This is a genomic window from Flavobacterium sp. ENC (assembly GCF_020991415.1).
Taxonomy (GTDB): domain Bacteria; phylum Bacteroidota; class Bacteroidia; order Flavobacteriales; family Flavobacteriaceae; genus Flavobacterium.
Genome location: NZ_JAJMOY010000001.1, coordinates 782,234 through 794,729 on the forward strand (window position 1 = coordinate 782,234; position 12,496 = coordinate 794,729).

11 protein-coding genes are annotated in these 12,496 nt (G+C 36.2%); 5 read left to right on the plus strand and 6 right to left on the minus strand.

Annotated elements, in window-relative coordinates:
* The first annotated feature begins 52 nt into the window (after window positions 1-52).
* Entirely contained in the window at window positions 53-2,332 is a 2,280-nt protein-coding gene (locus LPB89_RS03265; RefSeq protein ID WP_230700240.1) for a helix-turn-helix domain-containing protein, read from the plus strand.
* A gap of 54 nt (window positions 2,333-2,386) precedes the next feature.
* The gene (locus LPB89_RS03270) at window positions 2,387-3,148 is read left to right on the plus strand and encodes a hypothetical protein (RefSeq protein ID WP_230700241.1); all 762 of its coding nucleotides are present in this window, start codon (window positions 2,387-2,389) and stop codon (window positions 3,146-3,148) included.
* A 296-nt stretch (window positions 3,149-3,444) separates the two neighbouring features.
* Here LPB89_RS03270 and LPB89_RS03275 read toward each other — a convergent pair whose 3' ends face one another.
* Window positions 3,445-4,413: an SPOR domain-containing protein gene (locus LPB89_RS03275; protein WP_230700242.1), complete on the minus strand. Its 969-nt coding sequence runs from the start codon at window positions 4,411-4,413 to the stop codon at window positions 3,445-3,447.
* 238 nt (window positions 4,414-4,651) lie between these two features.
* Here LPB89_RS03275 and dprA point away from each other — a divergent pair, with 238 nt between their 5' ends.
* Window positions 4,652-5,752 (plus strand): DNA-processing protein DprA, encoded by a 1,101-nt coding sequence (dprA, locus tag LPB89_RS03280; RefSeq protein ID WP_230700243.1) that lies wholly within the window; start codon window positions 4,652-4,654, stop codon window positions 5,750-5,752.
* Between the two features lie 50 nt (window positions 5,753-5,802).
* Here the strand turns inward: dprA and trpS are convergent, their stop codons facing one another.
* Window positions 5,803-6,777 carry a tryptophan--tRNA ligase gene (trpS, locus tag LPB89_RS03285; RefSeq protein WP_230700244.1) on the minus strand — a complete coding sequence of 325 codons (975 nt, stop codon included), beginning with the start codon at window positions 6,775-6,777 and terminating at the stop codon, window positions 5,803-5,805.
* Between the two features lie 203 nt (window positions 6,778-6,980).
* Between trpS and LPB89_RS03290 the strand changes: the two genes are divergently transcribed.
* Window positions 6,981-7,733 (plus strand): 1-acyl-sn-glycerol-3-phosphate acyltransferase, encoded by a 753-nt coding sequence (locus LPB89_RS03290; RefSeq protein ID WP_230700245.1) that lies wholly within the window; start codon window positions 6,981-6,983, stop codon window positions 7,731-7,733.
* Window positions 7,734-8,126: 393 nt separating this feature from the next.
* On the opposite strand, the gene recA is transcribed toward LPB89_RS03290, so the two are convergent.
* The 4 genes from recA to LPB89_RS03310 all read right to left on the minus strand — a co-directional run bounded on the left by recA (window position 8,127) and on the right by LPB89_RS03310 (window position 11,435).
* On the minus strand, window positions 8,127-9,134 hold the full coding sequence (gene recA, locus LPB89_RS03295) for a recombinase RecA (RefSeq protein ID WP_230700550.1): 1,008 nt from the start codon (window positions 9,132-9,134) through the stop codon (window positions 8,127-8,129).
* Between the two features lie 172 nt (window positions 9,135-9,306).
* Complete coding sequence (locus tag LPB89_RS03300) at window positions 9,307-9,816, minus strand: acyl-CoA thioesterase (RefSeq protein ID WP_127338285.1); 510 nt, start codon at window positions 9,814-9,816, stop codon at window positions 9,307-9,309.
* A gap of 80 nt (window positions 9,817-9,896) precedes the next feature.
* Entirely contained in the window at window positions 9,897-10,280 is a 384-nt protein-coding gene (locus LPB89_RS03305) for a DoxX family protein (protein WP_127338041.1), read from the minus strand.
* A 6-nt stretch (window positions 10,281-10,286) separates the two neighbouring features.
* Window positions 10,287-11,435 (minus strand): DNA polymerase III subunit delta', encoded by a 1,149-nt coding sequence (locus LPB89_RS03310; RefSeq protein WP_230700246.1) that lies wholly within the window; start codon window positions 11,433-11,435, stop codon window positions 10,287-10,289.
* Window positions 11,436-11,871: 436 nt separating this feature from the next.
* On the opposite strand from LPB89_RS03310, the gene LPB89_RS03315 reads away from it, so the two are divergent.
* Window positions 11,872-12,324 (plus strand): hypothetical protein, encoded by a 453-nt coding sequence (locus LPB89_RS03315; RefSeq protein WP_154340287.1) that lies wholly within the window; start codon window positions 11,872-11,874, stop codon window positions 12,322-12,324.
* Window positions 12,325-12,496 lie beyond the last annotated feature (172 nt).

Sequence of the window (12,496 nt, forward strand, 5' to 3'; positions counted from 1 at the left end):
GTTTTTTTCTTTTATAAAAATACGATACTTTTAGTTTTTCAATACAAGCCAAATGCAAGACGTTACAGAAGCTGCTGCTTATACCTTACAATTCATCAATCAGACGCAAAAGTCTATATTCCTTACCGGTAAAGCGGGTACAGGAAAAACGACACTTTTGCGTGAAATTATTGCTACTACACATAAAAATACTGTGGTTGTGGCCCCTACAGGAATTGCCGCACTAAATGCCGGAGGAGTAACCATTCACTCCATGTTTCAGCTGCCTTTTTCTGCCTTTATTCCCTCTTATGAAGCGAATTCCCAGTTTACAGAAACCGTAAAATTCGAAAATAAGGAAACACTGCGAAGACATTTTAAAATGAATAATGTCAAGCGAAACGTGATCAAAAACATGGAATTGCTGATTATTGATGAAGTAAGTATGCTTCGTGCCGATTTGCTTGATGCTATTGACTTTATGATGCAGACGGTCCGTAGAAATTCACAGGCTTTTGGAGGTGTTCAGGTCCTTTTTATTGGTGATTTACTGCAATTGCCGCCCGTAATCCGGGATGAAGAATGGAGAACGCTGCGCAATTATTATAAAGGGAAATTCTTTTTTCATTCACATGTTATACAGCAAAATCCGCCTTTGTATATTGAATTATCGAAGATTTATCGTCAGACCGATGATGATTTTATTGCTGTTTTGAATAATCTGAGAAATAATCAGATTTCACCGCAGGATATCCAGTTTCTGAACCAGTATGTCAAACCGGATTTCGATTTAAAAAATCATGAAGGCTATATCACTTTAACTACGCACAATGCCAAAGCAGATTCCATTAACGAGCAGTCGATTAATGATTTGGCCGGAAGGGAATATTCGTACCAGCCCTTTATCGTAAGTGATTTCCCGGAAAAAATTTTCCCTGTTGAAGAAAACCTGAAACTGAAGGTGGGTGCCCAGGTAATGTTCGTTAAAAACGATTTGTCTTTCGAAAAACGCTATTTTAATGGAAAAATGGGCATTATCAAGTCACTTTCGCCCGAAGAAATCTTTGTACACTTTCCGGAAGAAAATAAAACCATCGAAGTAGAGAAATACGAATGGAAAAATATCCGCTACAAAGTCAATGAGCTTACAAAAGAGATAGAAGAGGAAATTTTAGGCACTTTTGCCCATTATCCTCTTAAACTGGCCTGGGCCATTACGGTGCATAAAAGCCAGGGATTAACTTTCGACAAAGCTGCGCTTGATGTATCGCAGGTTTTTCTTCCAGGACAAGCCTATGTTGCTTTATCGCGTTTAAGATCCTTAAACGGGCTTATTTTGCTTTCTCCGATGCAGATGAACGGTATTTCCAATGATCAGGATGTGATGGACTACGCTTTGAATAAAGCTAGCGAAGATATTTTAGAAAAATCACTGCATTTTGAAACGAAAAATTTTATTCATAACTATTTGATTAACAGTTTTAACTGGACAGATTTAACGCAGGAGTGGCGAAATCATCGTTTTAGTTACAACGAAAATGCCGCTGCTTCAGAAAAAGCCAAACATGCGATCTGGGCGCACAAACGTCTGGAAATTATAGATCAGCTTACAGATCCGGCGCAAAAGTTCATCAATCAGCTCAATAAAATATTCAATACCGAGACAGTCGATCTGTACTTTGTTCAGGAAAGGGTAGAAGCAGCCTATGCCTATTTCTTCAAGCCAATGGACAAACTGGTTACCGATCTTTTGCATAAAATGGCTGAAATTCAGAAATTTAAAAAAGTAAAGGAATTTTATGAAGAACTGGCCTTTCTGGATGATCTGCAGACTAAAGCTGTTTTGCGTTTAATGAAAGCCAAGTTATTAATTGAAATTGTCGTTGCCGGAGAAACGATTTGTAAAGATAAACTAACATCGTCTGAAATTAAAAATTTCAAATCGAATAAGCTCGAAAAGATCCGTGAGGAATTTCAAATGAGCAATACCGATATTTTTAAACTGGACGAGCCGGTTATTCGATATACAGCGAAAAAACTGGACAAAAACGAACCAAAGGCAGTTAAAAAAACAACCGTCGAAGAAACGTATGATTTGTGGATGGAGAAAAATTCGGTTGAGGATATTGCCAGGATGAGAAAGTTGACGGTACAAACCATTGAAACACATTTGGTTAAACTGATTCAGGCTAAAAAAATAGAAATTTCGGATGTGCTGCCCTATGATAAAATACTCGCTTTGCGGGAAGCTTTTGAGTTTTACCAGGAAGAATCGCTGAATGGCCTGAAAGAAAAACACGGGGACGAGTTTACCTGGGATGAACTTAAAATGTTCAAGGCAAGTATAAATTAATTACTTTTATAGTACGTTAACTATCAGATTTATAATGATTCAAATTATTTAACTATGAAAAAAGGATGTATTTATATAGTTTTTTTGATTTTTTGCACTCACACGATTTTCAGTCAGGATTTAAAACCGGAATATCAAAAGTTTGTCAAGAGCTTTATTGCTAATGTGAAAAGCAATAACAAGGCTGGTGTTGCTACTTTTATTTCTTTTCCGCTGGGAAGGGATTATCCCATTCCTGCTGTTAAGAATAAAGCCGATTTTATAAAAAGATACGATCAGATTTTTGATACGACATTGAAAAATAAAATTATAAAATCGAATCCCGCAAAAGACTGGAGTGAAATGGGCTGGCGTGGTATTATGCTTTTACAGGGCGATATCTGGATGGATACTGACGGTAAAGTAATCACGATAAATTACCAGTCGCAATACGAAAAAAAGCAAAAGACCAAACTGATTGCCAGTGAAAAAGGAAAATTGAATCCTGCCATTGCAACTTTTAAAACACCTGTTTGTATTTTGGAAACGAGCAAATTCAGAATTAGGATTGATGATTTGGGAAATGATAATTTCAGGTATGCATCGTGGTCGATCAAAAAGTCAATGAGTGAGACCCCTGATTTAGTGATTACAAAAGGAAAAGATATTTCTGATGGCAGTGGTGGAAATCACCATTATGAATTCAAAAAAGGAAATTTCACTTATGAATGTGCCATTATTGTGATTGGAACTTCCGATTCACCTCCGGCTAGTCTGACTATTTATCAGGATGGAAAGGAGATCCTGACCCAAAATGCAAAATTGATTTTGAAATAAAGAACCTGATTTAAAGCAGTTTTTATTCGTTTACAGCTCTTTTTGTAAAAGAAACGACTTTCTGTGTGTTTCCAGTAAAAATAACAACTGAGAATGATTTTTATGAAGCCGTTATAATCAGTTTTTATATTTAAAGAAATTAAAATGCAATTTTAACAGCGTTTTTACTATAAATTTATTTCCACGTGGAATAACTGAAGCTACTTTTCGTACTGCGACGTTTTTTTTCTACCGGATAAAAAAAATCCTCTTTTCATTTTGAAAAAAGGATTTAATAAGTAAGTAGTAAAGGAATTTTATAATGCTTCGACTAAAATCCAGGCATCCGGATTTTCTCCTTTTTGAATTTCTTTCTGAGCTTTTTCAGCTTCTGCCATTGTTGGATAACTTCCGTATAAAACCGGGAATAAACCGTGTTTGTTTTCACCTAACATTCGTGCATTATAACCATCCTTTATAAGTTGATTATAAGCTTTTCTGGCATTTTGTTCGCTTCTGAATGCACCTGCCATAATGTGGTAAGGCATTGTTTTTACTTCCGCAGTTTCTGTTTTAACTGAATCTACAGAAAGGGTTACAGCAGGTAATGGATTTTGAATAAAAAAAGTGGCTTCCTGAATTTTGTTCTGTACTTTTTTCTGAACAGCACCTTCAACAACAAGTGTCTGGCTGGCTATTTGGTTTTGGTACAAAGGATATCCGATACTTCCGGTGATACCTAAACCTAAAACAAAAATGGCAGCATATCTTAAATACGGTCTTGAAGATCGTACTTGTTCTTCAGCTTCGTGTAAGGTTATCGTTTCTCTTTCCTGAATTTCTTCCAGTTTTTTCTCGAATATTTCTCTCTTAACCAAAGGAGAAACAAACGGACCTAATCCGAAAGAGGTTGAAAGATAATTGGTCTGATCGTTTGGAGTAAAAACCATGTTCTTATCTGCATTGAGACGAATATCACCGATGTTTTTAAAACTTAAAACACCATATTCTTCTAATACTTTTTTCCAATTCATAACCTCGTGTGCAATGGCACTTACAGCAAAACCATAAGAGGTATTTTCTGACTGAGCAATATGATTGGCCAGCAAACCGTCATTGTTTTTTAACAGGCTGTTGAACGCTATAGTTTTCTTTGGGGGAAAAAACGAATTGGTGCTTTCATTAAGCCTGGCCGAGTGAATTTCGGTTAAAAATGCTCCAAACCCTGGAACCGTTACGCATTGGTAACGATATAATAATTGCGAGATGTAAGTTTCGATTTTCATGGTAACAAAGTTATGTAATGCATATAGTTATCAAAATTTTATTCACAATTTTTATTAACAATCTTCTTTATTTTATAGATAATTAATTTTCAAAGAGTTAAATGTACGTAGTCATTGTGGAATTGATTATTTTCGGGATCTAAACTATTTTTTATTAAGAAATTACTTTATTTTAATGATATTTGCGCTTTCGAATCGGATTTTTATCCCACTCTATTTTACATAATATTTTTAAACAATGTCAGATCAGGAATTATTTTACCTTTTAGCCTTACTTAAAGTGGATGGAGTTGGAGATGTAATGGCTAAAAAACTATTGGCACATTTTGGAAATGCGGAGACGATTTTTAAAACCAAAATAAATCAGATTGCTGCTCTTGGCGGAGTAGGTTCCGCATTATTGAAGAACATGAAAGATAAATCAGTCTTTGCAAAAGCGAATAGAGAACTGGAATTCATAAAGGCTAGTTCTTTAGAGGTTTCTTTTTTCCAGGATGTCGACTATCCGGAACGCCTAAAACATTGTTTTGATGCACCCGTTTTGATCTTTTCTGCCGGAAATATTAATTTAAAGAACAGAAAAATAATCAGCATTGTCGGTACCCGCCAGATTACTTCTTACGGAACAGAATTTTGCAGGTCCTTTATTGAAGATCTGGCACCATTGGATCCTATAATTGTCAGTGGTTTTGCATATGGTGTTGATATTGTCGCACATCAGCTGGCTATGGAAAATAACCTTCAGACCATTGGAGTTTTGGCTCACGGATTAAACCAGATTTATCCTAAAACACATAAAAAATATATAGCAAAAATGGAAGAAAATGGCGGTTTTATTACCGAGTTTTGGAGCTCCTCTAATCCGGACAGGGAAAATTTTGTCCGCAGAAACCGTATTGTTGCCGGAATTTCAGAGGCCACAATTGTTATTGAATCTGCTGACAGAGGTGGCTCGCTAATCACGGCAAACATAGCGAACGATTACAATCGGGATGTTTTTGCCGTTCCGGGACGAAGTACAGATGTCTACAGCATGGGTTGTAATAACCTGATTAAAACCCAAAAAGCGCACATGCTCACCAGTGCTGCCGATTTGGTTTATATGCTCAACTGGGATATTCAAAGCACAGGGAAGTCGGTTCAGAAACAGTTATTTGTGGAACTGGAAGCTGATGAACAAAAAATTTACGATTTTCTCCTAAAAAACGGTAGGGAATTACTCGATACTATTGCACTGAGTTGTGATTTTCCTATTTATAAAATTTCGGGAATCTTACTAAACATGGAGTTGAAAGGAGTAATTCGGCCATTGCCCGGGAAGCTGTTTGAGGCGATCTGATTTAAATTTTAAACCCTTCAGGTTTCAAAAACCTGACGGGTCTAAAAGATCTATTTTCCAAATCCCAGTTTTTCACGAACTTTCTGTAAAACCGGATTGGCTACACTGGCTGCTTTTTCAGCTCCTTTTTTTAATAAAGCATCTATTTCATCCAGGTTGTTGATGTAGTAATTGTATTTTTCTCTTTCGGTTTTGAATTTTTCAGTAATCAGTTCAAACAAAGCTTGTTTGGCGTGACCATAACCGTAATTTCCGCCTAAATAATTGGCTCTCATTTCGGCAATCTGATCTGCTGTTGCCAGTAAAGAATAAATCGCAAAGGCATTGCAGGTATCCGGATTTTTAGGTTCCTCAAGAGGGGTGCTGTCTGTTTCGATACTCATTACCTGCTTGCGGAGCGTTTTGTCATCCAGGAAAATATTGATGATATTATTGGCAGATTTACTCATTTTTCCACCATTGGTTCCGGGAATCAGCATGCTGTCTTCCTGAATTTTAGCTTCCGGAATTACAAATGTTTCTCCCATCTGGTGGTTGAAACGGGAAGCGACGTCACGCGTAATTTCTAAATGCTGCAACTGGTCTTTTCCAACCGGTACAAATTCAGCATCATACAACAGAATGTCAGCAGCCATTAACATTGGATAGGTGAAAAGTCCGGCGTTTACATCGTCCAGACGATCTGCTTTATCTTTGAAAGAATGCGCTAAAGTCAAACGCTGAAATGGAAAAAAACAGCTTAAATACCAGGTTAATTCTGCAGTTTGAGTAACGTCAGACTGTCTGTAGAAAGTTACTTTCTCCGGATTTAAACCACAGGCCAGCCAGGCAGCAGCAGTACTATTGGTGTTTTCCCGTAATGTTTTTCCATCTTTTATTTGGGTAATGGAATGCAAATCAGCGATAAACAAAAAAGATTCATTTGCCGGATTGTTTGATAATTCGATTGCAGGAATAATTGCTCCTAATAAGTTGCCTAAGTGTGGCGTTCCAGTACTCTGAACACCAGTAAGTATTTTTGCCATTCTAGTTTTTTTCGTATTCTTTAACCGCAAAGTTCGCAAAGTTTTTCGCAAAGTGCATCAGGTTTGATTTTTTCTTTGTAAATATTATAAAGTTTTTAAAAATTGCTTGGAAATTACTGGCTTGTTTATAAGAAAATCGAATATTCTTAAAATCTACTGATCTAAAATTCTAAATTCATTTCTGTTTTCTTACTTTTGAAACCATGAAAGGAATAAAAATTGTTTTTTGGATCATCTGGCGCATTTGGTTTTATATTTTAATGGCCATTCCGATATTGATTATGCTGCCGTTTTTGCTGGTATCAATTATAACCGAAAGTGGTTACCCGTACTTTTTTAAAATGGCCCGGATCTGGGCAAAATTCATTCTTTTCGGAATGGGTTTTTATTATAAAATTAAGCGGGAACAAAAGCTGGAAAAGCATAAAAGTTATATGATCGTAGCCAACCATACTTCAATGACCGACATTATGCTGATGCTTGCCGTAATCAAAAATCCGTTTGTTTTTGTCGGTAAAAAGGAGCTTTCAAAGATTCCATTGTTTGGTTTTTTCTATAAAAGAACCTGTATTCTGGTGGACAGAAATTCATCCAGAAGTAAAAATGAAGTGTTCAAAAGAGCACAAAACCGTCTGAATCAGGGATTAAGTATTTGTATTTTTCCTGAAGGAGGAGTTCCGGATGATGAAACAATCCTGTTGGATGAATTTAAGGACGGTGCTTTCAGACTGGCGATTGACCATCAGATTCCGATTGTTCCCATTGTTTTTGCCGATAATAAAGAACGCTTTTCGTATACTTTTTTGAGCGGAAGCCCCGGAAAAATGAGAGGAAAAATACTGCCGTTTGTAGAGACGAAAGGACTTACGAGCGAAAGCAGGAAAGACCTTAGAGATCAGGTGAGACAATTGATTTATAAGGGATTACTCGAATTTAAAAAGAAAGATAAGATTTAAAGATATCCCATAAATATTAAACCCGGCACTGAGTATGAATCGTGCCGGGTTTTCTTTTGAATTTAAAACCCCTTTTATATTCAAAATCTAACGATGAATTATTTTAACTGCAATAAAGCGTAGTATTTTTTTTAACTTTTTTTTGGTCAGTTTGCGATTTTTACGCCACAACAATTCTATTTTTTCTTTCATAATAAAATTATTTACGATTGATATTTAGATTTTTGATCGTTGTAATGTCGGCATCACATTTATATAGAGAGCGTAAACCGGAAAAGGTTGCGTGAATAGTAAAAGTTTTTTTTATAATTTATTGAAATAAAAAAACCCGACAGGTTTTGGGCCTGTCGGGTTGTTGGTATATAAATCTGCAATATTCAGATTTTCACTGTTTTAAGCGTTAGCTAATTCTTTGATGTGCGCTTTAATTTTAACTTCCAGTTCATCAGCTAATTCCGGATTATCTTTAATTAAAACTTTTACGGCATCACGTCCTTGCCCTAATTTGGTATCTCCGTAGCTGAACCATGATCCTGCTTTCTTAACGATTTCAAATTCGACTGCTAAATCTAAAATTTCACCAGTTTTAGAAACTCCTTCTCCGTACATGATGTCGAATTCGGCAGTTTTAAATGGTGGAGCTACTTTATTTTTAACCACTTTTACTTTGGTTCTGTTTCCAATTACGTTTTCTCCGTCTTTAATCTGGGAAGAACGACGAATATCTAAACGCACAGAAGCGTAGAATTTCAAGGCGTTACCACCGGTTGTCGTTTCAGGATTTCCGAACATCACACCGATTTTCTCTCTCAACTGGTTGATGAAGAAAACAGTACAGTTGGTTTTACTGATCGTTCCCGTTAGTTTTCTTAATGCCTGAGACATCAAACGTGCGTGAAGACCCATTTTAGAATCTCCCATTTCACCTTCGATTTCACTTTTCGGCGTTAAGGCTGCTACCGAGTCAATTACAACAATATCAATGGCTCCTGAACGGATCAGGTTTTCTGCAATTTCCAAAGCCTGCTCACCATTGTCCGGTTGAGAAATGATCAGGTTTTCGATGTCTACGCCTAATTTTTCAGCATAATTTCTGTCAAAGGCATGTTCAGCATCTATAAAAGCTGCAATTCCGCCTGCTTTTTGGGCTTCTGCAATTGCATGTAATGTCAGGGTAGTTTTACCAGAGGATTCAGGTCCGTAGATTTCAATGATTCTTCCTCTTGGATAACCATTTACTCCAAGCGCTAAATCAACACCAAGAGAACCCGAAGAAATTGTTTCAACTTCTACGATGGCTTTATCGCCCATTTTCATTACGGTTCCTTTTCCGTACGTCTTATCTAGTTTGTCAAGCGTAAGTTGTAACGCTTTTAATTTGGCCTCTTTCTCTGAACTCATCTCTTTTTTTTCTTTTTCTTTCATCTAAAATTTTTCTTTTTCTCTTCTAAATATAAATCGGAAAACAAATAACTTCCTGATTTAGATTTGTATGGGCATATAGTGCTGTAAAATTACTTCTTTTTTTTTAAGTTTGATTCTCTCCAATTGTTACAAATTGGGACAAATTTTACTATAAAAATAAAGCCTTTAATTCGGTAGCTTCAGAAGGTTTTATTTTTCCGGCAAGCAGTAAACTCAGTTGTTTACGGCGTAAAGCAGCATCAAAACGTTGTTTTTCCAGTTCCGTTTCCGGCTCGATGGCGGGAACTTCAACAGGTCTTCCGGTATCATCTACGGCAACAAAGGTGTAAATAGCTTCGTTGGCTTTGGTTCTGTTTCCGGATTCACGGTCTTCTACCCAGACATCTATAAAAACTTCCATCGAACTTTTAAAAGATCGCGACACTTTTGCTTCAACAGTCACAACACTTCCCAAAGAAATGGCTCTGTTGAAAGCGACGTGGTTCACAGAAGCCGTCACTACGATCCGGCGTGAATGTCTTCTGGCTGCGATACTTGCTGCGCGATCCATTCTCGCTAATAATTCACCACCAAAAAGATTGTTCAGTGGATTTGTTTCGCTCGGTAAAACTAAATCTGTTAAAATAGTAAGGGACTCTGCAGGATGTTTTGGATTCATTTTCTTAATATAAAATTTATTTTTTGCTATTCGCTAAGCGAACATTTTTCCTGCCACGGATTTCACAGTGGCATATTATTTTAATTTAGCCAGTAAACCGCCATTACGGCCGGGATAAAATAGATGACAATGGTTCTTGCTCCGTCATAATCTTTAGCTAATCGCTGACCGAAAAGCATCATTAACAAACAAATACAGGAGAAAATCGCACCGTAAAAACCAAATTCACGGCCACTGTCGGTAAGCAGCTGTATGGCCCCTACCACACATAGAATTCCTGAAATCAATTCTAAAATTAAAAGGTGCAGCAGGGCAAGCGGGACCTGATTTTTTAAAGCTGTTTTGGCAAAATGTTCTTTGAGCCAGGAAACATTGTCTTTCCAGTAAAATATTTTCTCATAGCCTGATTGTAAAAAGGTCAGCGCTAAAAAAAGCAACAGTAAAATTGAAGCAACATTATTCATTACTAATTATTTTTTATGAATTAAACGTGTGAGTTTTATGGATAAATCTGTCAAAATTATTTTTGCATTTCCGTTTCTTTCAATATGATACATTGCATCTGAAAGTTCCTTAAAAATATCGTGTATGTTATTTCCGTTTACAAAAGGCGCAAAATTTTCGAGTTTGAATTTATCTACTTTCGGCTCAATGTAAACGAGAGCGGGTGCCTGATAATTCAGCAAAAGCGCCTGTCGGAACATTTCGATACAAAACTGAATAAATTTTTTCTGGCTTTCGCGGCCAAGTGAAGCAATTTCCTCGCTCCAGGAAATTAAATCCTGAATGGCAGCTGCATTACCTTTTGCCCGAAAAGCGGCACGGACCCAATTGACAAACCATTGTTCAAAAGGATATTCGGAATCATCTTCTTTTACTAACGAAAGTGCTTTGTTGAAATTTCCCTGCGCCTGATGTGCAATTTTTAAAGCGACATTCTGGTCGATATTCTCCTGCGCTACCAAAGCTCCTGCAATTACTTTTTCCGGCAAGCCATTAAAATGGATTACCTGGCAGCGCGATCGTATGGTTTGGATGATATCTTCCTCATTTTCAGAAATCAGTATAAAAATGGTTTTGTCTGAAGGTTCTTCAAGCAGTTTTAATAATTTATTGGATGCGGCGATGTTCATTTTATCGGCCATCCAGATAATCATAATTTTGTAACCGCCTTCGTATGATTTTAACGAAAGGGATTTTAAAACTTCCTGCGCATCTTCGACCCTGATTTCTCCCTGTTTGTTTTGAACGCCCAGTACTTTATACCAGTCAAATAAACCTCCGTAAGGCATTTCCTGAATAAATGTTCTCCAGTCCTGAATGAAATCTAAACTCTTGGGTTTTGTTTTTACATCTTCGGTAGTTACTGTAGGATAGATAAAGTGAAGATCGGGATGTGAAATGTTTTGGAATTTGAGATTGCAGGAATCATTTCCGTTTGAGTTTTCATCTCCGGTATTGTTACATAAAATGTATTGCGCATAGGCAATAGCGGTCGATAATGTACCGCTTCCTTCGGGCCCGACAAATAATTGTGCGTGCGGAATCCTTCCGGAAGATGCACTTTTTATCAAGTGACTTTTGATGTAATCCTGACCTAAAATTTGAGAAAATTGCATGGGACAAAGATAGAAGAAAATGATGTAGTCAAAAATTTTCGGAATAAAGATTAATTATGGGCGTATTTTTTATTTCAAAAAACTATTTTTTTTAAAAATGTTTATCTTTTTTCTGTAATCTTTTGTTAATACTGAGTACCCTTTGATGAGATATTAAGACTTTTTTGTTAATAGTTTTTAAAAATTTAATGAAAACATGTCTTTTTTTTGTCTACAATAATGCGTAAAGATGTTGTTAAATTAGTCCGTTTCTTACAAGAAAAAACTTTAACAAAATTAACAAAAAACTCGGCAAAAGGCATATTTTCTCGATATACGACGTTTTTTTACGACAATCTGAAACTCAATTTTTCAAAAAAAAAAACATTAAAGTTGCGATTTAACATAATTTATATATTTTTGTTTTCATCAACAACCAATTTTTAAAATAGAATTTATGAAAGGGAAAATTATTTTTTTTAGTTTATTTTTTATCTTGACAACTGCAGCAGCTTCTGCACAGGCTAAAAACGCTCCAAGAAGTATTATTAGTACAACAGCACTTATTCGTAAATACCACGATCAAAAAGAATTGAGCGGTATGCAGAAAGGTGAACTTTTGGAATTGTACATTGAGCGTATTAAAGTATTAGTTAAAACTCTCCCTTACATCGCTTTGGTGACTAAACCAGGCGTTACTATGGCAGATTTAGGTATTCCGGACGACAGTGAGCACAAAAAAGTGTTAGATGCTCAGGCAGTTGGAACATCTGCATTTTTGGATACTACAGTGGAATTCCAAAGAAAAATGATGCCATATTCCGACAAAGGAAACTTGATCGCAGCTATTTTATTTTACGAAAGCACATTGAAATCATTACACGAGTTCAACGAATTGAACGAAATGTAATTTTTAAAACAAATATTTTAAAACCTTTTCCGGAATCTTTACGTAAGTGTATTTGATTTTAGAAAAGATTAAAAAATAACAACTCGTTCTCGAAGGTTCTGAAATACTATCAGAAAATTCGGGATGAGTTTTTATCATATTACGCATACGCATCCCAAATTTATTATTAACC

Coding starts and splice junctions, on each gene's coding strand:
- LPB89_RS03265 (WP_230700240.1), top strand. CDS start 53: ATGCAAGACGTTACAGAAGCTGCTGCTTATACCTTACAATTCATCAAT.
- LPB89_RS03270 (WP_230700241.1), top strand. CDS start 2,387: ATGAAAAAAGGATGTATTTATATAGTTTTTTTGATTTTTTGCACTCAC.
- LPB89_RS03275 (WP_230700242.1), bottom strand. CDS start 4,413: ATGAAAATCGAAACTTACATCTCGCAATTATTATATCGTTACCAATGC.
- dprA (WP_230700243.1), top strand. CDS start 4,652: ATGTCAGATCAGGAATTATTTTACCTTTTAGCCTTACTTAAAGTGGAT.
- trpS (WP_230700244.1), bottom strand. CDS start 6,777: ATGGCAAAAATACTTACTGGTGTTCAGAGTACTGGAACGCCACACTTA.
- LPB89_RS03290 (WP_230700245.1), top strand. CDS start 6,981: ATGAAAGGAATAAAAATTGTTTTTTGGATCATCTGGCGCATTTGGTTT.
- recA (WP_230700550.1), bottom strand. CDS start 9,134: ATGAGTTCAGAGAAAGAGGCCAAATTAAAAGCGTTACAACTTACGCTT.
- LPB89_RS03300 (WP_127338285.1), bottom strand. CDS start 9,816: ATGAATCCAAAACATCCTGCAGAGTCCCTTACTATTTTAACAGATTTA.
- LPB89_RS03305 (WP_127338041.1), bottom strand. CDS start 10,280: ATGAATAATGTTGCTTCAATTTTACTGTTGCTTTTTTTAGCGCTGACC.
- LPB89_RS03310 (WP_230700246.1), bottom strand. CDS start 11,435: ATGCAATTTTCTCAAATTTTAGGTCAGGATTACATCAAAAGTCACTTG.
- LPB89_RS03315 (WP_154340287.1), top strand. CDS start 11,872: ATGAAAGGGAAAATTATTTTTTTTAGTTTATTTTTTATCTTGACAACT.